At 71.5% G+C, this 23,901-nt stretch carries 19 protein-coding genes; 16 read left to right on the top strand and 3 right to left on the bottom strand.

The features are described from left to right. Positions 1–114: 114 nt before the first annotated feature. Entirely contained in the window at positions 115–2,628 is a 2,514-nt protein-coding gene (locus tag AB0N63_RS14525; RefSeq protein WP_365528671.1) for a bifunctional (p)ppGpp synthetase/guanosine-3',5'-bis(diphosphate) 3'-pyrophosphohydrolase, read from the top strand. 98 nt (positions 2,629–2,726) lie between these two features. Here AB0N63_RS14525 and AB0N63_RS14530 read toward each other — a convergent pair whose 3' ends face one another. Then, positions 2,727–3,956 (bottom strand): DUF349 domain-containing protein, encoded by a 1,230-nt coding sequence (locus AB0N63_RS14530; RefSeq protein WP_365528674.1) that lies wholly within the window; start codon positions 3,954–3,956, stop codon positions 2,727–2,729. 138 nt (positions 3,957–4,094) lie between these two features. Continuing rightward, the gene (locus tag AB0N63_RS14535) at positions 4,095–4,934 is read right to left on the bottom strand and encodes a peptidylprolyl isomerase (protein WP_365528676.1); all 840 of its coding nucleotides are present in this window, start codon (positions 4,932–4,934) and stop codon (positions 4,095–4,097) included. A gap of 179 nt (positions 4,935–5,113) precedes the next feature. On the opposite strand from AB0N63_RS14535, the gene AB0N63_RS14540 reads away from it, so the two are divergent. From AB0N63_RS14540 to rpsD, 5 genes are all read left to right on the top strand, one after another. Then, entirely contained in the window at positions 5,114–5,821 is a 708-nt protein-coding gene (locus AB0N63_RS14540; RefSeq protein ID WP_365528679.1) for an MBL fold metallo-hydrolase, read from the top strand. 11 nt (positions 5,822–5,832) lie between these two features. Further along, on the top strand, positions 5,833–7,095 hold the full coding sequence (gene hisS, locus AB0N63_RS14545) for a histidine--tRNA ligase (RefSeq protein ID WP_365528682.1): 1,263 nt from the start codon (positions 5,833–5,835) through the stop codon (positions 7,093–7,095). A 321-nt stretch (positions 7,096–7,416) separates the two neighbouring features. Then, positions 7,417–8,073, top strand: coding sequence for a vitamin K epoxide reductase family protein (locus AB0N63_RS14550; protein ID WP_365528685.1), 657 nt, complete (start codon positions 7,417–7,419; stop codon positions 8,071–8,073). A gap of 115 nt (positions 8,074–8,188) precedes the next feature. Further along, complete coding sequence (locus AB0N63_RS14555) at positions 8,189–9,544, top strand: replication-associated recombination protein A (protein ID WP_365528688.1); 1,356 nt, start codon at positions 8,189–8,191, stop codon at positions 9,542–9,544. Between the two features lie 324 nt (positions 9,545–9,868). Continuing rightward, a complete protein-coding gene (gene rpsD / locus AB0N63_RS14560) occupies positions 9,869–10,483 on the top strand; it encodes a 30S ribosomal protein S4 (protein ID WP_009187613.1) in 615 nt (204 codons plus the stop codon). Positions 10,484–10,595: 112 nt separating this feature from the next. On the opposite strand, the gene AB0N63_RS14565 is transcribed toward rpsD, so the two are convergent. Beyond that, a complete protein-coding gene (locus tag AB0N63_RS14565) occupies positions 10,596–12,752 on the bottom strand; it encodes an AAA family ATPase (protein ID WP_365528691.1) in 2,157 nt (718 codons plus the stop codon). A 162-nt stretch (positions 12,753–12,914) separates the two neighbouring features. On the opposite strand from AB0N63_RS14565, the gene AB0N63_RS14570 reads away from it, so the two are divergent. The 10 genes from AB0N63_RS14570 (at position 12,915) to AB0N63_RS14615 (ending at position 23,789) form a co-directional block, all read left to right on the top strand. Next, the gene (locus AB0N63_RS14570; protein WP_365528694.1) at positions 12,915–13,364 is read left to right on the top strand and encodes a DUF948 domain-containing protein; all 450 of its coding nucleotides are present in this window, start codon (positions 12,915–12,917) and stop codon (positions 13,362–13,364) included. Between the two features lie 9 nt (positions 13,365–13,373). Continuing rightward, positions 13,374–13,733: a hypothetical protein gene (locus AB0N63_RS14575; protein ID WP_365528697.1), complete on the top strand. Its 360-nt coding sequence runs from the start codon at positions 13,374–13,376 to the stop codon at positions 13,731–13,733. Beyond that, the gene (gene alaS, locus AB0N63_RS14580) at positions 13,733–16,405 is read left to right on the top strand and encodes an alanine--tRNA ligase (RefSeq protein WP_365528700.1); all 2,673 of its coding nucleotides are present in this window, start codon (positions 13,733–13,735) and stop codon (positions 16,403–16,405) included. Before AB0N63_RS14575 ends, alaS begins: the two co-directional genes overlap by 1 nt. Before the next feature lie 24 nt (positions 16,406–16,429). Further along, positions 16,430–16,894 (top strand): Holliday junction resolvase RuvX, encoded by a 465-nt coding sequence (gene ruvX, locus AB0N63_RS14585; protein ID WP_365528703.1) that lies wholly within the window; start codon positions 16,430–16,432, stop codon positions 16,892–16,894. Positions 16,895–17,014: 120 nt separating this feature from the next. Further along, the gene (mltG, locus tag AB0N63_RS14590; RefSeq protein ID WP_365528706.1) at positions 17,015–18,775 is read left to right on the top strand and encodes an endolytic transglycosylase MltG; all 1,761 of its coding nucleotides are present in this window, start codon (positions 17,015–17,017) and stop codon (positions 18,773–18,775) included. Further along, positions 18,756–19,595 carry a shikimate dehydrogenase gene (locus tag AB0N63_RS14595; protein ID WP_365528709.1) on the top strand — a complete coding sequence of 280 codons (840 nt, stop codon included), beginning with the start codon at positions 18,756–18,758 and terminating at the stop codon, positions 19,593–19,595. The genes mltG and AB0N63_RS14595 overlap by 20 nt, the downstream gene beginning before the upstream one ends. Before the next feature lie 148 nt (positions 19,596–19,743). Beyond that, positions 19,744–20,928, top strand: coding sequence for a chorismate synthase (gene aroC, locus AB0N63_RS14600; RefSeq protein WP_365528712.1), 1,185 nt, complete (start codon positions 19,744–19,746; stop codon positions 20,926–20,928). After that, positions 20,925–21,443: a shikimate kinase gene (locus tag AB0N63_RS14605; RefSeq protein ID WP_365528714.1), complete on the top strand. Its 519-nt coding sequence runs from the start codon at positions 20,925–20,927 to the stop codon at positions 21,441–21,443. The genes aroC and AB0N63_RS14605 overlap by 4 nt, the downstream gene beginning before the upstream one ends. Next, positions 21,440–22,531, top strand: a complete 1,092-nt coding sequence (gene aroB / locus AB0N63_RS14610; protein ID WP_365528717.1) for a 3-dehydroquinate synthase — start codon at positions 21,440–21,442, stop codon at positions 22,529–22,531. The genes AB0N63_RS14605 and aroB overlap by 4 nt, the downstream gene beginning before the upstream one ends. A 295-nt stretch (positions 22,532–22,826) precedes the next feature. Further along, a complete protein-coding gene (locus AB0N63_RS14615; RefSeq protein ID WP_365528720.1) occupies positions 22,827–23,789 on the top strand; it encodes a Pro-rich N-terminal domain-containing protein in 963 nt (320 codons plus the stop codon). Positions 23,790–23,901 lie beyond the last annotated feature (112 nt).

A 23,901-nucleotide genomic window follows, 5' to 3' on the forward strand; every position in this document is an offset into this window, starting at 1 on the left:
TTGCACAGTGAACAGCCCGCACACCGGACTGAAGGCGATCCCGCGGCCCGGGATCGCTACCATGGGGTTTCCGGAGCCTGACCGGGGGACCCGGATCGCGCACGAGGAGTCCTCTTGCCAGACGAGGCCCAGCCACTGACCGCCGCCAAGCCCGAGTCCGCCTCGGCGTCCGCGGCGAAGCCCGCGCCCAAGGTGTCGAACGCGAAGAACGACACCCGGCGGGCGGTCGAGCACGCCCAGTCCGCGCCGGTCGAGAAGACCGCCGAGGCCGCGCGCCCCAAACCCGCTCCGCCCGTGCGCTCCGCCGGCGGGACCGGGACCCGCTCCGGCTCCTCCAACCGCGTCCGCGCCCGCCTGGCCCGCCTCGGCGTGCAGCGCGCCAACCCGTACAACCCGGTCCTGGAGCCCCTGCTGCGGATAGTGCGCAGCAACGACCCCAAGATCGAGACCTCGACGCTGCGCCAGATCGAGCGCGCCTACCAGGTCGCCGAGCGCTGGCACCGCGGCCAGAAGCGCAAGAGCGGCGACCCGTACATCACGCACCCGCTCGCCGTCACCACCATCCTCGCCGAGCTGGGCATGGACCCGGCCACCCTGATGGCCGGGCTGCTGCACGACACCGTCGAGGACACCGAGTACGGCCTGGAGGACCTGCGCCGCGACTTCGGCGACGTGGTCGCCCTGCTCGTCGACGGCGTCACCAAGCTGGACAAGGTCAAGTTCGGCGAGGCCGCACAGGCCGAGACCGTGCGCAAGATGGTCGTCGCCATGGCCAAGGACCCCCGCGTCCTGGTCATCAAGCTCGCCGACCGCCTGCACAACATGCGCACCATGCGCTACCTCAAACGCGAGAAGCAGGAGAAGAAGGCGCGCGAGACCCTGGAGATCTACGCGCCGCTCGCCCATCGCCTGGGCATGAACACCATCAAGTGGGAGCTGGAGGACCTCGCCTTCGCGATCCTCTACCCCAAGATGTACGACGAGATCGTCCGCCTCGTCGCCGAACGCGCACCCAAGCGCGACGAGTACCTGGCCATCGTCACCGACGAGGTCCAGGCCGACCTGCGCGCCGCCCGTATCAAGGCGACCGTCACCGGCCGCCCCAAGCACTACTACAGCGTCTACCAGAAGATGATCGTCCGCGGCCGCGACTTCGCGGAGATCTACGACCTGGTGGGCATCCGCGTCCTGGTCGACACCGTCCGGGACTGCTACGCCGCCCTCGGCACCGTGCACGCGCGATGGAACCCGGTCCCCGGCCGGTTCAAGGACTACATCGCGATGCCCAAGTTCAACATGTACCAGTCGCTGCACACGACGGTCATCGGTCCCAACGGCAAACCGGTCGAACTGCAGATCCGCACCTTCGACATGCACCGCCGCGCCGAGTACGGCATCGCCGCGCACTGGAAGTACAAGCAGGAGGCCGTCGCCGGCGCCTCCAAGGTCCGCACCGACGCGCCCAAGTCGTCCGCCAAGGACAAGGACGCCATCAACGACATGGCGTGGCTCCGGCAGTTGCTGGACTGGCAGAAGGAGACCGAGGACCCCGGCGAGTTCCTGGAGTCGCTGCGTTTCGACCTCTCCCGCAACGAGGTCTTCGTCTTCACGCCCAAGGGCGACGTCATAGCGCTCCCGGCCGGCGCCACCCCCGTCGACTTCGCCTACGCCGTGCACACCGAGGTCGGCCACCGCACGATAGGAGCCCGGGTCAACGGCCGTCTGGTGCCACTGGAGTCGACCCTGGACAACGGCGACCTGGTGGAGGTCTTCACCTCCAAGGCGACCGGCGCCGGGCCCTCCCGGGACTGGCTCGGCTTCGTCAAGTCACCGCGCGCCCGCAACAAGATCCGCGGCTGGTTCTCCAAGGAGCGCCGCGACGAGGCGATCGAGCAGGGCAAGGACGCCATCGTCCGCGCCATGCGCAAGCAGAACCTGCCGATCCAACGGATCCTGACCGGCGACTCCCTGGTCACCCTCGCCCACGAGATGCGCTACTCCGACATCTCCGCGCTCTACGCGGCGATCGGCGAGGGGCATGTCTCGGCGCAGAACATCGTCCAGAAGCTCGTCCAGGCCCTCGGCGGCGAGGAGGCCGCCACCGAGGAGATCGACGAGGCGATGCCGCCCGCGCGCGGGCGCGGCCGCAAGCGCCGCTCCAACGCGGACCCGGGCGTCGTCGTCAAGGGCGTCGACGACGTGTGGGTCAAGCTGGCCCGCTGCTGCACCCCGGTGCCCGGCGACCCGATCATCGGCTTCGTCACCCGCGGCAGCGGCGTCTCCGTGCACCGCAACGACTGCGTCAACGTCGAGTCGCTGTCCCGCGAGCCCGAGCGCATCCTGGACGTCGCATGGGCGCCCACCCAGTCCTCGGTCTTCCTGGTCGCCATCCAGGTCGAGGCGCTGGACCGCTCCCGGCTGCTGTCGGACGTCACCCGCGTCCTGTCCGACCAGCACGTCAACATCCTCTCCGCGGCCGTCCAGACCTCCCGCGACCGCGTCGCCACCTCCCGCTTCACCTTCGAGATGGGCGACCCCAAGCACCTGGGCCACGTCCTGCGGGCCGTACGCGGCGTCGAGGGCGTCTACGACGTCTACCGGGTCACCTCGGCACGCAACCGCACCTAGCGAACCCAGCGGGCCTGGCGGGCCGCGGACACACGACGAGGGCTCCCGTACACGCCGTACGGGAGCCCTCGGTCATCCGCGAAGCGGGAAGCGGCGTGTCAGCCGCCGAACTCCTGCAGGCCCTTCAGGGCCTGGTCCAGCAGCGCCTGACGGCCCTCCAGCTCCCTTTCCAGCTTGTCGGCCCGGGCGGTGTTGCCCTGGGTGCGCGCCTGCTCGATCTGGCCCCGCAGCTTGTCCACGGCGGCCTGGAGCTGATCGGTCAGCCCCTCGGCACGCGCACGCGCCTCCGGGTTCGTCCGGCGCCACTCGGCCTCCTCGGCCTCCTGAAGGGCGCGCTCCACCGCGTGCATCCTGCCCTCGACCTTGGGCCGGGCGTCGCGCGGCACATGGCCGATCGTCTCCCAGCGCTCGTTGATCGAGCGGAAGGCGGCCCGGGCGGCCTTCAGATCGGTCACCGGCAGCAGTCGCTCGGCCTCCTCGGCCAGCTCCTCCTTCAGCTTGAGGTTCTCCGCCTGCTCGGCGTCGCGCTCGGCGAACACCGAACCGCGCGCCGCGAAGAAAACGTCCTGGGCGCCGCGGAAACGGTTCCACAGATCGTCCTCGTGCTCCCGCTGCGCCCGGCCCGCGGCCTTCCACTCGGCCATCAGATCCCGGTAGCGGGCCGCCGTCGGACCCCAGTCCGTCGAACCCGACAGCGCCTCCGCCTCGGCGACCAGCCGCTCCTTGATCCGGCGGGCCTCCTCGCGCTGCGCGTCCAGCTGCGCGAAGTGCGCCTTGCGCCGCTTGGAGAACGCCGAGCGGGCGTGCGAGAAGCGGTGCCACAGCTCGTCGTCCGACTTGCGGTCCAGCCGCGGCAGCCCCTTCCAGGTGTCCACCAGCGCCCGCAGCCGCTCACCGGCCACCCGCCACTGGTCCGAGCGGGCAAGGTCCTCCGCCTCCGCGACCAGCGCCTCCTTGGAATGCCGGGCCTCGTCCGTCTGCCGGGCGCGCTGCGCCTTGCGCTCCTCGCGCCGGGCCTCGACGGTCTCGACCAGCTTGTCCAGACGAGCGCGCAGCGCGTCGAGATCACCGACCGCGTGGTGCGCGTCGATCTGCTCCCGCAGGTGATCGATGGCGGCCTGCGCGTCCTTCGACGACAGGTCGGTGGTCCGCACTCGCTTCTCGAGGAGGCCGATCTCCACAACCAGGCCCTCGTACTTGCGCTCGAAGTAGGCCAGCGCCTCCTCGGGGGAGCCGGCCTGCCAGGAACCGACGACCTGCTCGCCGTCGGCCGTCCGCACGTACACGGTCCCCGTCTCGTCGACGCGGCCCCACGGGTCGCTGCTCACAGCGCCTCCTCCACATGATGCCCGCGAGGGGGCTTCGTGGCTCCCCCGGGCATCGTCCACAGTTTCGTCACGGCCAACATAGGCGACCGGCGGGTTGCCTGTCCGCATCCAGCGCGACCGAAATTACGCAGTTGACGATCAGGATTTCGCGACCGTGGCCTTGTTGATGACGACCGTCGCGTTGGGCGCCCCGTCGCCGGCCCCGGTGTTCTCGCCTGCGGCGGCGATCTTCTTCAGCACCTTCAGCCCGGACTCTGAAATCGTACCGAAGGGGGTGTAGTTGGGCGGAAGCTGGCTGTCCTGGTAGACGAGGAAGAACTGGCTGCCGCCGGAGTTGCGGCCCTGGCCGCTGGAGGCGTTGTACTGGTTCGCCATCGCCACCGTGCCCGCCGGGTAGACGTTGCCGCTCAGGCTCTTGTCCTTGAGGTTCTCGTCCGGGATCGTGTAGCCCGGACCGCCGGTGCCCTGCCCCTGCGGGTCGCCGCACTGGAGCACGTAGATGCCGGCGGTGGTGAGCCGGTGGCACTTGGTGTGGTCGAAGAAGCCCTGGCCCGCCAGGAAGTCGAACGAGTTCACCGTGTGCGGAGCCGCGCCCGCCTTCAGCGCGATGTCTATGTCACCGCACGTCGTCGCCAGCTTCATCGTGTACTTCGCCGACGTGTCGATCCTCATCGCCGGCTCCTTCTTCCAGCTCAGCTTCTTCACCGAGCCCGCGGCCGGCTTGGCGCACGGGTCCGGCGCCTTGCTGGTGGCGCTGGGGGAGGCCTTCGCACCCGCGTTCGACTTGCTGTCGTCCTTGTCGCTCTTGAGGGCCCCGGTCGTGTACAGCGCCGCACCGGCGATGACGACCACGCCGAGCACCGACGCGATCACCGAGTTGCGCACACGCGCCCTGCGCCGCGCATCGGTGCGCCGCTGCTGCTGCCGCAAGAACTTCTCCCGGGCGAGCTGACGCCGCCGCTGCTCCTGGCTGACCACCGGGTTCTCTCCTCATGCGTCTCATGTGTCGACCGGTACGCGCGCGTCCCGTGAGCCGACCGCCTGCGTGTGCCCCGTACCGTATATGGGTTAGCTGAGGATCCGGCAGCGCCGGTAGGCTCGGATCACAGGCCTAGCCGCCCGATGCCCTCCCTTATCGACACAAACGAAGGACGATCGTGCTCATTGCCGGGTTCCCCGCCGGGGCCTGGGGGACGAACTGCTATCTCGTCGCCCCCGCCGCCGGTGAGGAGTGCGTGATCATCGACCCCGGCCACCAGGCCGCCCGAGGCGTCGAGGAAGCGCTGAAGAAGCATCGGCTCAAGCCCGTCGCCGTCGTCCTCACCCACGGCCACATCGACCACGTGGCCTCGGTCGTCCCGGTGTGCGGAGCACACGGCGTACCGGCCTGGATCCACCCGGCCGACCGGTACATGATGAGCGACCCCGAGAAGGCCCTCGGCCGCTCCATCGGCATGCCGCTGATGGGCGAGCTGACCGTGGGGGAGCCGGACGACGTCGAGGAACTGGCCGACGGCGCCAGGCTGGAGCTGGCCGGTCTGGAGTTCTCCGTCGCGCACGCGCCGGGCCATACCAAGGGGTCGGTGACGTTCCGGATGCCCGAGACCGCGGACATCCCGCAGGTCTTCTTCTCCGGGGATCTGCTGTTCGCCGGCTCCATCGGACGCACCGACCTGCCCGGCGGTGACATGGCCGAGATGCTCGACTCGCTGGCCCGCGTGTGCCTGCCGCTCGACGACTCGACCGTGGTGCTGTCCGGCCACGGCCCCCAGACGACCATCGGCCAGGAGCGCGCCACCAACCCGTATCTGCGGCAGGTGGCGGCCGGCCAGGGAGCGGGCGACGCTCCCCGACGAGGAATGTGACGAGAGACTTCGTGAGCACCTTCAAGGCCCCCAAGGGCACCTACGACCTGATCCCGCCGGACTCCGCGAAGTTCCTGGCGGTGCGCGAGGCCATCGCCGCCCCGCTGCGCAACTCCGGCTACGGCTACATCGAGACGCCCGGCTTCGAGAACGTCGAACTCTTCGCGCGCGGTGTCGGCGAATCCACCGACATCGTCACCAAGGAGATGTACGCCTTCGAGACCAAGGGCGGCGACAGGCTCGCCCTGCGCCCCGAGGGCACCGCCTCCGTGCTGCGCGCCGCCCTGGAGGCCAACCTGCACAAGACCGGCAACCTGCCGGTCAAGCTCTGGTACTCCGGCTCCTACTACCGCTACGAGCGCCCCCAGAAGGGCCGCTACCGCCACTTCTCCCAGGTGGGCGCCGAGGCGATCGGGGCGGAGGACCCGGCGCTCGACGCCGAGCTGATCATCCTGGCCGACCAGGCCTACCGCTCGCTGGGCCTCAGGAACTTCCGCATCCTGCTCAACAGCCTCGGCGACAAGGAGTGCCGTCCGATCTACCGCGCGGCGCTCCAGGACTTCCTGCGCGGCCTGGACCTGGACGAGGACACGCTGCGCCGCGCGGAGATCAACCCGCTGCGCGTGCTCGACGACAAGCGCCCGGACGTGCAGAAGCAGCTCACCGACGCCCCGCTGCTGCGCGACTACCTGTGTGACGCGTGCAAGGCGTACCACGAGGAGGTCCGCGAGCTGATCACCGCGGCCGGCGTCTCCTTCGAGGACGACCCCAAGCTGGTCCGCGGTCTGGACTACTACACGCGCACCACCTTCGAGTTCGTGCACGACGGCCTCGGCTCGCAGTCCGCGGTCGGCGGCGGCGGCCGCTACGACGGCCTGTCCGAGATGATCGGCGGCCCCGCGCTGCCCTCGGTCGGCTGGGCGCTCGGCGTGGACCGCACGGTCCTCGCCCTGGAGGCGGAGGGCGTCGAACTCCAGCTGCCCGCCACCACCAGCGTGTTCGCGGTCCCGCTCGGCGAGGAGGCGCGCCGGATCCTGTTCGCCAAGGTCACCGAGCTGCGCAAGAACGGCGTCGCCGCCGACTTCTCCTACGGCGGCAAGGGCCTGAAGGCGGCCATGAAGGCGGCCAACCGCTCGGGTGCGCGCTACGCCCTGGTGATGGGCGAGCGCGACCTGGCCGAGGGCGTCGTCCAGCTCAAGGACATGGAGTCCGGCGAACAGGTGGCCATCGGCGTGAACGAGATCGTGGCGGAGCTTGAGTCAAGGCTCGGCTGACGCTTTCCGCGCGTCCCAGGGCGCCGGATCCCCGCGAGGGGTCCGGCGCCCTGGCGTACGGGAGCCTCGGCTCGCGCGTGTGACGCCGGACGTGGACGCACCGGCGGGCCGTCAACCTCATGCGCTCCCGTTCGCCATGCCGGGCGGTTTCGGCGGACCGGGGTGAACACCGCTCCCGGCCGCCGCTGCCGGTCCTGCCAACGGTGGCCGCATCCCCTTCGGCCGCTTCCTTATCTCCATCGAACGGTGAACACGCGCGCGCGTGCGGCACAATGGCCCTGCCCGAAGCACCTCCGACTCTCGAGCGACGGAATCGGCGTGATGAGCAAGACGACAGTCAAGGACGTCTCCATGGAGCCCGACTCCGAGCCCGCGGCCCCCGGACCCCGGACGGTCGGCGGCAGCCGCGCCCTCGCCCTGCTGCTGGTGGTCTGCGGCGCCGCCGGACTGCTCGCCGCCTGGGTCATCACGATCGACAAGCAGAAGATCCTCGAAGGCAAGCTGAGCGGCAAGACCTTCACGCCGAGCTGCAGCATCAACCCGATCATCTCCTGCGGCAGCGTCATGGAGAGCAAGCAGGCCTCGGTCTTCGGGTTCCCCAACCCCATGCTCGGCCTGGTCGCGTACGGCATCGTGATCTGCGTCGGCATGAGCCTGCTGGCCCACGCCCGCTTCCCCCGCTGGTACTGGCTCACCTTCAACGCCGGCACGCTCTTCGGCGTCTGCTTCGTGACCTGGCTCCAGTACGAGTCGCTGTACCGGATCAACGCCCTGTGCCTGTGGTGCTCCCTGGCCTGGGTCGCCACCCTCACCCTGTTCTGGTACGTCACCTCCTTCAACATCCGCAACGACTTCCTGCCCGCCCCCCGCGCGGTGAAGTCGTTCCTCGCCGAGTTCACCTGGGTGCTCCCGGTCACCCACACCGGCGTCATCGCCATGCTGATCCTCACCCGCTGGGGCAGCAGCCTCTGGGCCTGAGCCGCCGGGTCCGGACCTCTCGCCCCGAGCCGCCGGGCCCGCGCCCCCCGGCCCGAGCGGGCCGCCGGGTCCGGTGGCCGACGGCGTTGTCGGTGGCGTGCCATAGGGTTTCCGTGTGGAGCCCGACCTGTTCACCGCCGCAGCAGAAGAACGCCAGGAGAAGGACCCGGCCGCCAGCCCGCTGGCCGTCCGGATGCGCCCGCGCACCCTCGACGAGGTGGTGGGCCAGCAGCACCTGCTGAAGCCCGGCTCGCCCCTGCGCCGACTGGTCGGCGAGGGCGCGGGCGGCCCGGCCGGACCCTCCTCGGTGATCCTCTGGGGCCCGCCCGGCACCGGCAAGACCACCCTCGCCTATGTCGTCTCCAAGGCGACCAACAAGCGCTTCGTGGAACTGTCGGCGATCACCGCGGGCGTCAAGGAGGTCCGCGCGGTCATCGACGGCGCCCGCCGAGCCACCGGCGGGTACGGCCAGGAGACCGTCCTCTTCCTCGACGAGATCCACCGCTTCAGCAAGGCCCAGCAGGACTCCCTGCTCCCGGCGGTGGAGAACCGCTGGGTGACCCTGATCGCGGCCACCACCGAGAACCCGTACTTCTCGGTGATCTCCCCGCTGCTGTCCCGCTCCCTGCTGCTCACCCTCGAACCCCTCACCGACGACGACGTGCGCGGCCTGCTGCGCCGCGCCCTCACCGACGAGCGGGGCCTGAAGTCCGCCGTCGCCCTGCCCGAGGACACCGAGGACCATCTGCTGCGCATCGCCGGCGGCGACGCCCGGCGGGCGCTGACCGCGCTGGAGGCCGCCGCCGGCGCCGCCCTCGACAAGGGCGAGGACGAGATCTCCCTGACCACGCTGGAGGAGACGGTCGACCGGGCCGCGGTGAAGTACGACCGCGACGGCGACCAGCACTACGACGTCGCCAGCGCCCTGATCAAGTCCATCCGGGGCTCCGACGTCGACGCCGCCCTGCACTACCTGGCGCGGATGATCGAGGCCGGCGAGGACCCCCGGTTCATCGCCCGCCGGCTGATGATCTCCGCCAGCGAGGACATCGGCCTGGCCGATCCGAACGCGCTGCCGATCGCCGTCGCCGCCGCCCAGGCCGTCGCCATGATCGGCTTCCCCGAGGCCGCTCTCACCCTCAGCCACGCCACCATCGCCCTCGCGCTCGCCCCCAAGTCCAACTCGGCGACCACGGCGATCGGCGCCGCCCTGGAGGACGTGCGCAAGGGGCTGGCCGGGTCCGTGCCGCCGCACCTGCGGGACGGCCACTACAAGGGCGCCGCCAAGCTCGGCCACGCCCAGGGCTACGTCTACCCGCACGACCTGCCCGAGGGCATCGCCGCCCAGCAGTACGCGCCGGACGCCCTCAAAGACCGCGAGTACTACAGCCCGAGCCGGCACGGCGCCGAGGCGCGCTACGCGGACGCGGTCGAGTGGACCCGCAAGCACCTGGGCCGCAAGCGTCCGTGAGCACCTCGGTCGGAAGCGGTCAAGGCAGCCTGTAGACTGCTGCGGAGTGCTGAGTCCCGTGCCGTCAGAGCGGGACAACCAGCCGGAGCCCCGGTTCGTCACGGACCGGCTCCAGGAGCGTCGCGCACCGTCGAACGGTGTCGCGGGCAGCCCACCACCACCCGGAGTCCCGGGACAGGTCGGTGGGCCACTCGCGTGCTGCACGTATGTGCCCAGACCAGGGAAGCGGCTGCCCGGCAGGTCCCTCGTGGACCAGCGGGTTTTCCCGGCTGCGGATGCGACCTCCGTAACCCTGACGAGCCGAACACTACGAAATGAGAGACAGTGGCGAACCAGTCCCGCCCCAAGGTGAAGAAGTCGCGTGCCCTCGGCATCGCGCTGACCCCGAAGGCCGTCAAGTACTTCGAGGCCCGTCCCTACCCGCCGGGCGAGCACGGCCGCGGCCGCAAGCAGAACTCGGACTACAAGGTCCGTCTGCTCGAGAAGCAGCGTCTGCGCGCGCAGTACGACGTGTCCGAGCGTCAGCTCGTCCGCGCCTACGAGCGTGCCTCCAAGGTCCAGGGCAAGACCGGTGAGGCCCTGATCGTCGAGCTGGAGCGCCGCCTCGACGCGCTGGTCCTGCGTTCGGGCATCGCCCGCACGATCTACCAGGCCCGCCAGATGGTCGTCCACGGCCACATCCAGGTCAACGGCCAGAAGGTCGACAAGCCGTCCTTCCGTGTCCGTCCGGACGACGTCGTGCAGGTCCGCGACCGCTCCAAGGAGAAGACGCTCTTCACGATCGCCCGTGAGGGTGGCTTCGCCCCCGAGGGCGAGACCCCGCGCTACCTCCAGGTGAACCTCAAGGCCCTGGCGTTCCGCCTGGACCGCGAGCCGAACCGCAAGGAGATCCCGGTGATCTGCGACGAGCAGCTCGTCGTCGAGTACTACGCCCGCTGATCACCGGCAGGCCGTAGCACCGCCTCGACCCGCCGTCTCCCCGCCCGCCCGGGTGGAGGGGACGGCGGGTCCGCGCGTTTTTGGGCCACCCGGACGGCGACTGACCGGCCGGTCAGTCGCCGTTCGACAACTGGGACCGCAGCCGGCGGGCCGGTCCCGGGGTCCGCGGTGCCGGCAGCCGCCGCAGCGACCGGGCGCGCGAGCCGCGCAGTGCCCGGGTCACCGCAGCCTCCCGGCTGAGCCCCGTCCCCTGGCGCACACACTCCGTGTACCGCTCGTCGCCCAGCAGCTCCCGGGCCATCGCCTCGCACAGCTCGTGCGGCGCGTTGTAGTGCGCCGAACCGAACAGCCGCAGCCCCACCGACGGCCACATGCCGGCCGCCGCGCCCTGGAGCACCGCCGCCTCCACCGCGTCGCCCTCGGCCACCGTCACCAGGGCCAGCAGCTCCACCGCCAGCACCGACCCCAGCAGATCACGGAACCCGTGCGCGCTGCCCAGACAGTCCACCAGCAGCTCACGGGCGCAGACCAGATCCCCCTCCCGCCAGGCCGCGTACGCCAGGACGTACAGCGCGTACGCGCGCGTCCAGCGCTCGCCGTGGTCGTCGCAGACCCGGCGGACGTCCTCGCACAGCCGTACCGCGTCCGGCAGATCGCCCTGGAACGCCCGCGCCATCGCCAGCTCCACCTGACCCATCAGCACGGTGCTGTTCAGCTCGCCGAGCTCCCGGTACCGCTTCAGCGCCGAGCGCAGCAGCGTCTCCGCGCGGGCCACATCGTCCGTGATCAGCGCCAGACAGCCGGTGCGGTGCTCCGCGTAGGCCAGCGCCGTCGCGCTCGCCGTGCGCTCGGCGCTCTCCCGGCACTCGCGCAGCGCGGCCAGTGCCGGCACCGTGTCCCCTTGCAGGATCGCCACATAGCCGAGCATCGCCAGCGCCCGCAGCCGGGACTGTTCGTGCCCGCCGTCCAGCTCCACCGCGCGCCCCAGCCAGTGCCGGCCCTCCGACAGCCGCCCGCACCCGGCCCAGCAGAACCACAGGCAGCCCGCCAGGTACTGGCCCAGATGCGCCTCGTCCGGGCCGGTCATGCAGTACTCCAGGGCGGCGCGCAGATTCGGCAGCTCCGCCTCGATCCGCGCGGCCACCTCCCGCTGCCGGGGCGAGAACCACTCCAGCTCGCACCAGGTGGCCAGCCCGACGTACCAGTCGCGGTGCCGGCGCCGCAGCCGTTCCGCGTCCCCGGCCGCCACCAGCCACTGGGCGCCGTAGGCGCGCACCGTGTCCAGCATCCGGTAGCGCACCCCGGCCGCCGTCTCCTCGCGCGCCACCACCGACTGCGCCAGCAGCTCGGTCAGCACGTCCAGGACGTCGTCGGAGGGCAGCCCGCCGCCGCTGCACACGTACTCGGCGGCCTCCAGGTCGAACGGCCCGGCGAACACCGAAAGCCGCGCCCACAGCAGCCGTTCCGCGGGCGTGCACAGCTCATGGCTCCAGCCGATCGCCGTGCGCAGCGTCCGGTGCCGGGGCAGGGCGTCCCGGCCGCCGCCGGTCAGCAGCCGGAACCGGTCGTCCAGCCGCTCCAGCAACCGCCCCGGCGACAGCGCCCGCAGCCGGCCCGCGGCCAGCTCGATCGCCAGCGGAATGCCGTCCAGGCGCCGGCAGAGCTCCCGCACCGCCGGATCGCCGCCGTCCACCGCGACGTCCTGCTGCGCGGCCCGGGCCACCAGCAGCTCCGCGGCGTCCTCCGCGCCCAGCGGCGCCAGCGGGAACAGCCGCTCGCCCGCCACCCCCAGCGGCCGCCGTCCCGCCGCCAGCACCGTCAGCCCCGGCGCCCGCCTCAGCAGCTCGGCCACCAGATCCGCGCACGCCTGTGCCAGATGCTCGAACCCGTCGAGCACCAGCAGCAGCCGGCGCCCGGCCAGATGCGCGAGCAGGGCCTCGCGCGGCGGACGCGTGGTGTGGTCGGTCAGCCCCAGCGTCTCCACCACGGCGTGCTCCAGGAACTCAGGGTCCCGAAGCGGCGCCAGCTCCACGCGCCACACGCCGTCCGGCGCCCCCGAGCGGGCCGCGGCCCGCGCCGCCAGCCGCGACTTGCCGACCCCGCCCACGCCGGTCACCGTCACCAGCCGCGCGGCGCCGAGTGCCCGTGCCAGCGCGTCCAGTTCGGCCGCGCGGCCGACGAACGCGTCGAGTTCGGCGGGCAGACCGCCCGCCGCACCACTGCCCGGGGACGGCTCGGCCGGCGTGGAGTCACGCATGGGGTCTCGCATGGGACACGGAGCGTACTGAACCGTAATCGGTCCGTACAAACGCCGGTCGCCGTCGCGCGGCGCGGCGGCGGTAATCCGGTGCGGAGCCCCGCCCCGGGCGCGATAGGCTCGGTGTACGACTTTCTCGATGTTCTCGAAGTTCAGGCACGTTTCAGGGAGCGGGTGCGCACAGTGTCCGGTGGTGAGGTGGCCGGGATCCTGGTGGCCGTCTTCTGGGCGATCCTGGTCTCCTTCCTCGCCGTGGCGCTGGCGAGGGTGGCCCAGACGCTCAAGGCGACCACCAAGCTCGTGGCGGACGTGACCGATCAGGCAGTTCCGCTGCTGGCCGACGCCTCGCAGGCGGTGCGCTCCGCGCAGACCCAGATCGACCGCGTCGACGCCATCGCCTCCGACGTCCAGGAGGTCACGTCCAACGCGTCCGCGCTGTCGACGACCGTCGCCTCCACCTTCGGCGGCCCCCTGGTCAAGGTCGCCGCCTTCGGCTACGGCGTGCGCCGGGCCCTGGGCGGCCGCAAGGAGGACGTGCCCGCCAAGTCGTCGAGGCGTACCGTGATCGTGGGCCGCACCGTCCCGGCCGCGCGGCGGGGGAAGCGGAACAACCGGGAGAAGTAAGGACTAGCGATGTTCCGCCGTTCGTTCTGGTTCAGCACCGGCGTCGCCGCCGGTGTGTGGGCCACCACCAAGGTCAACCGCAGGCTGAAGCAGCTGACCCCCGAGTCCCTCGCCGTCACCGCGGCGAACAAGGCGCTGGAGACCGGTCACCGGCTCAAGGACCGCGCGGTCGGCTTCGCGCTCGACGTCCGCGACAACATGGCCCAGCGGGAGGCCGAACTCGGCGAGGCGCTCGGCATCAACGCCCCCGTCGACCCCGAACTCCCCGCACCCAGGCGGTTCGCCGCCATCGAGAACCACACCAGCCCGAAGTACGTCGACGGTTCGACGTACCCGACGTACTCGAACAACCGGAATGAGGACCACTGATGGAGTCGGCTGAGATCCGCCGCCGCTGGCTGAGCTTCTTCGAGGAGCGCGGGCACACCGTCGTCCCTTCGGCGTCGCTCATCGCGGACGACCCGACTCTGCTCCTCGTCCCGGCCGGCATGGTGCCCTTCAAGCCCTACTTCCTGGGTGAGGTCAAGCCGCCGTTCCCGCGCGCCACCAGCGTGCAGAAGTGCGTGCGCACGCCGGACATCGAAGAGGTCGGCAAGACCACGCGGCACGGCACCTTCTTCCAGATGTGCGGCAACTTCTCCTTCGGCGACTACTTCAAGGAAGGCGCCATCAAGCTCGCCTGGGAGCTGCTCACCAGCCCCCAGGACAAGGGCGGTTACGGCCTCGACCCCGAGCGCCTGTGGATCACCGTCTACAAGGACGACGACGAGGCCGAGCAGATCTGGCACGAGGTCGTCGGCGTGCCCAGGGAGCGCATCCAGCGCCTGGGCATGAAGGACAACTTCTGGTCCATGGGCGTGCCCGGCCCCTGCGGCCCCTGCTCCGAGATCAACTACGACCGCGGCCCCGAGTTCGGCGTCGAGGGCGGCCCCGCCGTCAACGACGAGCGGTACGTGGAGATCTGGAACCTCGTCTTCATGCAGTACGAGCGCGGCGAGGGCACCGGCAAGGACAACTTCGAGATCCTCGGCGACCTGCCGAGCAAGAACATCGACACCGGCCTCGGTCTCGAACGCCTCGCCATGATCCTGCAGGGCGTGCAGAACATGTACGAGATCGACACCTCGATGGCCGTCATCAGGAAGGCCACCGAGCTGACCGGTGTCGCCTACGGCGACGCCCACGCCTCGGACGTGTCCCTGCGCGTGGTCACCGACCACATGCGCACCGCCACCATGCTCATCGGCGACGGCGTCACCCCGGGCAACGAGGGCCGCGGCTACGTGCTGCGCCGCATCATGCGCCGTGCCATCCGCAACATGCGGCTGCTCGGCGCCACCGGCCCGGTCGTCAAGGACCTCGTCGACGTCGTCATCGGCATGATGGGCCAGCAGTACCCGGAGCTGGTCACCGACCGCGAGCGCATCGAGAAGGTCGCCCTCGCCGAGGAGAACGCCTTCCTGAAGACGCTGAAGGCCGGCACCAACATCCTCGACACCGCCGTCACCGAGACCAAGCAGTCCGGCGGCAGGGTCCTCTCCGGCGACAAGGCGTTCCTGCTCCACGACACCTGGGGCTTCCCCATCGACCTCACCCTGGAGATGGCCGCCGAGCAGGGGCTGTCCGTGGACGAGGAGGGCTTCCGCCGCCTGATGAAGGAGCAGCGGGAGCGCGCCAAGGCCGACGCCCAGGCCAAGAAGACCGGCCACGCCGACATGGGCGCCTACCGCGAGATCGCCGACACCGCCGGCGAGACCGACTTCATCGGCTACACCGATACCGAGGGCGAGTCCACGATCGTCGGCCTCCTGGTGGACGGCGTGTCCTCCCCGGCCGCCACCGAGGGCGACGAGGTCGAGGTCGTCCTGGACCGCACCCCGTTCTACGCCGAGGGCGGCGGCCAGATCGGCGACACCGGCCGCATCAAGGTCGACTCCGGCGCCGTCATCGAGATCCGCGACTGCCAGAAGCCGGTCCCGGGCGTCTACGTCCACAAGGGCGTCGTCCAGGTCGGCGAGGTCACCGTCGGCGCCAAGGCCCACGCCTCGATCGACGGTCGCCGCCGCAAGGCCATCGCCCGCGCCCACTCGGCCACCCACCTCACCCACCAGGCGCTGCGCGACGCCCTCGGCCCGACGGCCGCCCAGGCCGGTTCCGAGAACCAGCCCGGCCGCTTCCGCTTCGACTTCGGCTCCCCCTCCGCCGTCCCGACGGCCGTGATGACCGACGTCGAGCAGAAGATCAACGAGGTGCTCGCCCGCGATCTCGACGTGCACGCCGAGGTCATGGGCATCGACGAGGCCAAGAAGCAGGGCGCCATCGCCGAGTTCGGCGAGAAGTACGGCGAGCGCGTGCGGGTCGTGACCATCGGCGACTTCTCCAAGGAGCTGTGCGGCGGCACCCATGTGCACAACACCGCCCAGCTGGGTCTGGTGAAGCTGCTCGGCGAGTCCTCGATCGGCTCGGGCGTGCGCCGTATCGAGGCCCTGGTCGGCGTGGACGCCTACAACTTCCTCGCCCGGGAGCACACGGTCGTCGCCCAGCTCCAGGAGCTGGTCAAGGGCCGTCCGGAGGAGCTCCCGGAGAAGGTCTCCGCCATGCTCGGCAAGCTGAAGGACGCCGAGAAGGAGATCGAGAAGTTCCGCGCCGAGAAGGTCCTCCAGGCCGCCGCGGGGCTCGCCGAGTCCGCCAAGGACGTGCGGGGCGTGGCCCTGGTCACCGGCCAGGTCCCGGACGGCACCACGCCGGACGACCTGCGCAAGCTGGTCCTGGACGTGCGCGGCCGCATCCAGGGCGGCCGGGCTGCCGTGGTCGCCCTGTTCACGGTGAACAACGGCAAGCCCCTCACGGTCATCGCCACCAACGAGGCCGCCCGTGAGCGCGGTCTGAAGGCCGGCGACCTGGTCCGCACCGCCGCCAAGACGCTCGGCGGCGGCGGTGGCGGCAAGCCGGACGTCGCCCAGGGCGGCGGCCAGAACCCGGCCGCCGTCGGCGAGGCCGTCGACGCGGTCGAGCGCCTGGTCGCCGAGACCGCCAAGTAAGACAAGGAAGAGACGGCCGAGAAAATGCGCAGAGGACGTCGGCTCGCGATCGACGTCGGGGACGCCCGGATCGGGGTCGCCTCGTGCGACCCCGACGGGATCCTCGCCACCCCCGTGGAGACGGTGCCGGGCCGGGACGTCCCCGCGGCGCACCGTCGCCTCAGGCAGCTCGTCGAGGAGTACGAGCCGATCGAGGTCGTCGTCGGGCTCCCTCGCTCCCTCAAGGGGGGCGAGGGCCCCGCCGCAGTCAAGGTCCGCGCGTTCGCGGGCGAACTGGCCAAGGGCGTCGTCCCGGTCCCGGTCCGCCTGGTGGACGAGCGGATGACCACCGTGGCGGCCAGTCAGGGGCTGCGCGCCTCCGGGGTGAGGTCCAAGAAGGGACGCTCCGTGATCGACCAGGCCGCCGCCGTCATCATCCTGCAGCAAGCCCTCGAATCCGAACGGGTGTCAGGTGAACCAGCCGGCGAGGGCGTCGAAGTGGTCATCTGATCGCGATACGGTAACGTTCCGCGCGATGCGCCGGTGTTCGAACAGCCGACGCACAGCAAGAGGCGGGACGGTGCCGGGCGACACGCTGCGTGACCGCTGCCTCGCGGCTCTAGGGGATCGATGACTGAGTATGGCCGGAGCCCAGGCTCCGAACCGTGGCATCCGGAGGACCCGTTGTACGGGGACGGCGGATGGGGAGGACAGCAGGGTCACCCGGACCCGCAGTCTCCTTACGGCGGCCTGCCGCAGCACCACCCGCAGCATGCGCAGCAGCAGCACCCGCAGCAGTACGGCGACTGGAGCCAGGGCGGCCAGCCCGGTTACGGCGAGCAGTACCCGCAGCACTACGACCCGCAGGGCGGCCAGCAGCAGCCGCAGCACCACGGCCGGCCCCAGCACCACGGTCACCAGGACCGGCACCAGTACGACCCGCAGTACGGGGCCCAGCTCCAGGATCAGCACCAGCAGGGCGGCTGGGACGGCGGCGCCGGCCAGCAGCAGCCGCAGCCGCCGTACGTCACCGACCCCGTCGACCCGTACGGCCAGCAGGCCGTGGCCTACGGTGCCGAGCAGCCCGACCTGTACGGCACCCCCGAGGCCTACCCGCCGCCGGAGCCGCCGGGCCGCCGCAGCGCCGATCCGGAGCCGCGGCGCGACTGGGACCCGGACCCGGAGGAGGACCACGCCTTCTTCGCGGGCGGCGACGACGAGGACGACGACGCACCGGGTGCGGACCAGCCGGCCGCGGGCCGCGGCCGCGCCGACCGCAAAGGGCGCGGCGGCAAGACCAGGAGCGGCAAGAAGCGCCGCAACGGCTGCGCCTGCCTGGTCGTGGTGCTGGTGTTCGGCGGGGGTGCGGCCGGTGTCGGCTACTACGGCTACCAGTTCTACCAAAATCGTTTCGGCGCGGCACCGGACTACGCGGGCGACGGCACCGGCGAGACGGTCACCGTGGAGATCCCGCAGGGCGCCGGCGGCTACGACATCGGCCGCGCGCTGAAGAAGGCGGGCGTGGTCAAGAGCGTCGACGCCTTCGTCGCGGCCCAGTCGCACAACCCGCAGGGCAAGCAGATCCAGGCGGGCGCCTATCTGCTGAAGAAGCAGATGTCGGCGGCGAGCGCCGTCGCGATGATGCTGGACCCGACGAGCCAGAGCAGCGTCCTGGTGAAACCGGGCGAGCGCAACTCCGAGGTCTACAAGGCGATCGACAAGCAGCTCGATCTGTCGGCGGGCACGACCAAGAACATCGCCGCCAAGCAGTACAAGAGCCTCGGCCTGCCCTCGTGGGCCGATGACAACGGCCAGATCATGGACCCGCTGGAGGGCTTCCTCTACCCGGGCACCTATCCGGCGGCCAAGGGCATGAAGCCCGAGGCGGTCCTGAAGGACATGGTCAAACAGGCCGACCAGGCCTACAGCCGTTACGACGTCGTGGCGAAGGCGAAGGAGTTCGACCTCGCCGACCCGCTGGAGTTCGTCACGGTCGCGAGCCTCGTGCAGGCCGAGGGCAAGACGCACGACGACTTCCGCGCCATGGCCGAGGTGATCTACAACCGCCTCAAGCCGACGAACACCGAGACCAACCAGAAGCTCCAGTTCGACTCGACCTTCAACTACCTGATGGGGCAGAGCAAGATCCACATCAGTGAGAAGGAGATCAACAGCAACCAGAACCCGTACAACACGTACACCCACAAGGGACTCCCGCCCGGACCGATCGGGAACCCCGGCGACGACGCCCTGAAGGCGGCACTGAACCCGACCGACGAGGGCTGGCTCTACTTCGTGGCGACCGACGGTATGAACAAGACCGAGTTCGCCAAGAATCTGGCCGATTTCAATAAGCTCAAGGACAAGTTCAATGCCAGCTCGGGCCACTGACGCCCGCCGGGCCGCCGTGCTCGGTTCGCCCATCGCCCACTCCCTCTCCCCGGTGCTGCACCGCGCCGCCTACGGGGAACTGGGACTCGCGAACTGGTCGTACGACCGGTTCGACGTCGACGAGGCCGCCCTGCCCGGCTTCGTCGAGAAGCTCGGGCCCGAATGGGCGGGACTGTCGCTGACCATGCCGCTGAAGCGGGCCGTGATCCCGCTGCTGGACGAGATCAGCGAGACGGCGGCCGCCGTGGAGGCCGTCAACACCGTCGTCCTCACCGAGGACGGCCGCCGCACCGGCGACAACACCGACATCCCCGGCATGGTCGCCGCGCTGCGCGAGCACGGCATCGAACAGGTCGACTCGGCCGCCGTCCTCGGCGCCGGCGCCACCGCCTCCTCCGCGCTGGCCGCGCTCGCCCGGATCTGCACCGGCGAGGTCACCGTCTACGTCCGCAGCGAGGCCCGCGCCGCCGAGATGCGCCAGTGGGGCGAACGCCTCGACGTCGAGGTCCGCACCGCCGACTGGGCCGACGGCGCACGGGCGCTGCACGCCCCGCTGGTCATCGCCACCACCCCGGCCGGCACCACGGACGCCCTCGCCCAAGCGGTCCCCGAGCGGCCCGCCACCCTCTTCGACGTGCTCTACGACCCCTGGCCCACCGCCCTCGCGGCCCGCTGGTCCATGTCCGGCGGCGCCGTCGTCAGCGGCCTCGACCTCCTGGTCCACCAGGCCGTCCTCCAGGTGGAACAGATGACCGGCATCACTCCGGCCCCGCTGGACGCCATGCGCCACGCGGGCGAGGAGGCACTGGCCGGCCGCTGACCCGCCCGCGCGGGCGGCCGTCGCGCGTCCGCCTGCTGGACCGGCGGCCGGTTCCGGTCCCCGGACGTGGGAGGATCGGAGGCGGCGGGCCAGGGCCGCGCACCCGGTCGCGCCGTCGCAGTTCCAGGCGCGAATATGAGGAGCACCGTTGAGCAGGTTGCGTTGGCTGACCGCGGGGGAGTCGCACGGGCCGGCACTCGTCGCCACGCTGGAGGGCCTTCCCGCCGGCGTGCCGATCACCACGGAGATGGTGGCTGACCACCTGGCCCGGCGGCGGCTGGGATACGGCCGTGGCGCCCGGATGAAGTTCGAGCGGGACGAGGTCACCTTCCTCGGCGGTGTCCGTCACGGCCTCACCCTCGGCTCCCCGGTGGCGGTCATGGTGGGCAACACGGAGTGGCCCAAGTGGGAGCAGGTCATGGCGGCCGACCCGGTCGACCCCGCGGAACTGGCCGAGCTGGCGCGCAACGCGCCGCTGACCCGCCCCCGTCCAGGGCACGCGGACCTCGCCGGTATGCAGAAGTACGGCTTCGATGAGGCGCGGCCGATTCTGGAGCGGGCCTCGGCGCGGGAGACCGCGGCGCGGGTGGCGCTGGGCGCGGTGGCGCGGTCGTACCTGAAGGAGACGGCCGGCATCGAGATCGTCTCGCACGTGGTGGAGCTGGCGGCGGCGAAGGCCCCGTACGGCGTGTACCCGACTCCGGCGGACGTGGAGCGGCTGGACGCCGACCCGGTGCGTTGTCTGGACGCGGACGCCTCGAAGGCGATGGTCGCCCAGATCGATCAGGCCCACAAGGACGGTGACACGCTCGGCGGCGTGGTCGAGGTGCTGGCGTACGGGGTGCCGGTGGGCCTCGGCTCGCATGTGCACTGGGACCGGCGGCTGGACGCGCGCCTCGCGGCGGCCCTCATGGGCATCCAGGCGATCAAGGGCGTCGAGGTCGGCGACGGCTTCGGCCTGGCCCGGGTGCCCGGTTCGCAGGCCCACGACGAGATCCTCACCACCGACGGGGGCATCAGGCGGGCCACGGGCCGCTCCGGCGGCACCGAGGGCGGTCTGTCCACCGGTGAGCTGCTGCGGGTGCGGGCGGCGATGAAGCCGATCGCCACCGTGCCGCGTGCGCTGCAGACGGTGGACGTGGCCACCGGCGAGCCGGCGCAGGCCCACCACCAGCGCTCCGACGTGTGCGCCGTCCCGGCGGCCGGCATCGTCGCCGAGGCCATGGTGGCCCTGGTCCTCGCCGACGCCGTCGCGGAGAAGTTCGGCGGGGACAGCGTGCCCGAGACCCGCCGCAACGTCCGTTCCTACCTCGAGAACCTGGCGATCCGATGAGCGCTGCGCCGCTGGTCGTGCTGGTCGGCCCGATGGGCGTGGGCAAGTCCACGGTCGGGCGGCTGCTGGCCGACCGGCTGGGGGTCGGCTACCGCGACACCGACGACGACATCGTCGCCGAGCAGGGCCGCGCCATCCCGGACATCTTCGTGGAGGAGGGCGAGCCGGCCTTCCGTGCCCTGGAGAAGGAGGCGGTGCGGAGGGCGGTCGCCGAGCACGGGGGCGTTCTCGCCCTCGGCGGCGGCGCGATCCTCGACGCCGACACCCGCGCCCTCGTCGCCGCGCTGCCCGTGGTCTACCTCTCGATGGACGTCGAGGAAGCCGTCAAGCGCACCGGTCTGAACGTGGCCCGCCCGCTGCTGGCGGTCAATCCGCGCAAGCAGTGGCGGGAGTTGATGGAGGCGCGCCGGAACCTGTACGAAGAGGTCGCCACCGCGGTGGTGGCCACCGACGGCCGCACGCCCGAGGAAGTGGCCCAAGCCGTCCTGGACGCAGTGGAGTTGAAGGAAGCATGAGCGAGGCAGTGACGCGGATCCAGGTCGGCGGCACCGCCGGCACCGACCCGTACGAGGTCCTGGTGGGCCGCCGGCTCCTCGGTGAACTGGGCGGGCTGATCGGCGAGAAGGCCCGACGCGTCGCCGTGGTCCACCCCGAGGCGCTGGCGGAGACGGGTGAGGCGCTGCGCGCCGATCTGGCCGATCAGGGGTACGAGGCGATCGCGATCCAGGTGCCGAACGCCGAGGAGGCCAAGACCGCCGAGGTGGCCGCCTACTGCTGGAAGGCGCTGGGGCAGTCCGGCTTCACCCGTTCCGACGTGATCGTGGGTGTGGGTGGCGGCGCGACCACGGACCTGGCCGGTTTCGTGGCCGCGACGTGGCTGCGCGGAGTGCGGTGGGTGGCCGTGCCGACGACGGTGCTGGCGATGGTGGACGCGGCCGTGGGCGGCAAGACCGGCATCAACACCGCCGAGGGCAAGAACCTCGTGGGCGCCTTCCACCCGCCCGCGGGTGTGCTGTGCGACCTGGCCGCGCTGGACTCCCTCCCGGTCAACGACTACGTCTCGGGGCTGGCGGAGGTCATCAAGGCGGGCTTCATCGCCGACCCGGTGATCCTGGACCTGGTCGAGTCCGACCCGGCGGCCGCCCGGACTCCGGCCGGGCCGCACACCGCCGAACTCATCGAACGGTCCATCCGGGTCAAGGCCGAGGTCGTCTCCGCCGACCTGAAGGAGTCGGGGCTGCGGGAGATCCTCAACTACGGGCACACGCTGGGCCACGCCATCGAGAAGAACGAGCGCTACAAGTGGCGGCACGGCGCGGCCGTCGCGGTCGGCATGCACTTCGCCGCCGAACTCGGCCGCCTGGCGGGCCGGCTGGACGACGCCACCGCCGACCGCCACCGCACCATCCTCGAAGCGGTCGGCCTGCCCCTCAACTACCGTTACGACCAGTGGCCCAAGCTGCTGGAGAACATGAAGGTCGACAAGAAGTCCCGCGGCAACCTGCTGCGCTTCATCGTGCTCGACGGCCTCGCCAAGCCGACGGTCCTGGAGGGCCCCGACCCGGCCGTCCTCCTGGCCGCGTACGGGGAAGTGGGGCAGTAGGTCCCGCCGGACGGCGGGGGAGTGGGGCGGCAGGTCGTGCGGTGCGGCGAGTCGGTGAGGCCGTGGGCCCCGCCGGGCGGTGGCCGAGCGGGCGGTGACCTCTGCGGGGCGGCGGCGAGATGGGCGGTACGTCCCACCGGGCGCCGTCCGTCCCATTCGCCGGGCGGCGGCGGGCACTTCGACCCGGCCCCGGCCGTTCACCACATGGCGGCCGGGGACGGTACCGTTCGGTACAGAGCGGGGTTCGGGCCCGCCGCCAGCGCCCATTGCCTTGTACGAGACGGAGTGGCACCGGATGCAGCACGCAGTGGGTTCTCCGCTGCCGCCGCCCCACCAGCCGGGGCACGGACCGGCCGCCGGCCGGCCGCAGGCCGCACACCACCCGGGTCCCTACCACCCGGACGCACACCAGGGCTCCGCCCCCATACCTCCGCCATCGGCGCCCGGCCGCCCGGGCGTGCACCCGTCCCCGCCGCACCAGCCCCCACCGGGCCGGACCGACGGACAGCCGATGCCGCTCCACCAGCCGCCGCCCGCAGGCGGCCACCCCGCCGGTCCACCGTCGCCGCCGCAGCCTCCGGCGCAGCCCGGCGCCGTACCGGCTCCGCCCCCGGACGCCACCGGACACGTCCGGCTGCCACCGGGCGGCCCCGTCGTGATGCCGAGCGTGCCGCCGGCCCACACGGTCCCCGATCCGACGACCACCACACTCGCGGTGCTGCTCATCGGTCCGGCCGGGGCCGGCAAGACGAGCGTCGCCAAGCACTGGGCCGAGCACCGCCGGGTGCCCACGGCGCACATCAGCCTGGACGACGTCCGCGAGTGGGTCCGCTCCGGTTTCGCCAACCCGCAGTCCGGGTGGAACGACAATTCCGAGGCGCAGTACCGCCTGGCCCGTCGCACCTGCGGCTTCGCCGCGCGCAACTTCCTCGCCAACGGCATCTCGTGCATCCTCGACGACGCCGTCTTCCCCGACCGTCCGGTCGTCGGCCTCGGCGGCTGGAAACGGCACGTCGGCCCCGGCCTGCTGCCGGTGGTGCTGCTGCCCGGCCTGGACGTCGTCCTGGAGCGCAACGCCGAGCGCAGCGGGAACCGCCGCCTCACCGACGAGGAGGTCGCCCGCATCCACGGCCGCATGGCCGGCTGGTACGGCTCGGGCCTCCCCATCATCGACAACTCCCAGCTGGACATCCCCACCACCGCCCAGGTCCTGAACGAGGTCCTCACCAGAGCCCTCGCCAGCCCCCCGACCTGGTGAGCCCCGCCGGACCCTGCATCCTCTTCGGCTGCGGGCCATGGTGCCGCCGGGCGGGGCCGGCGGGCTCCCGTCCGTGGCTGCGGGCAGTCGTGCCTCCCCCAGTGCTCAAGGG

Source organism: Streptomyces sp. NPDC093260, from assembly GCF_040683715.1.
Taxonomy (GTDB): Bacteria; Actinomycetota; Actinomycetes; order Streptomycetales; family Streptomycetaceae; genus Streptomyces; species Streptomyces sennicomposti.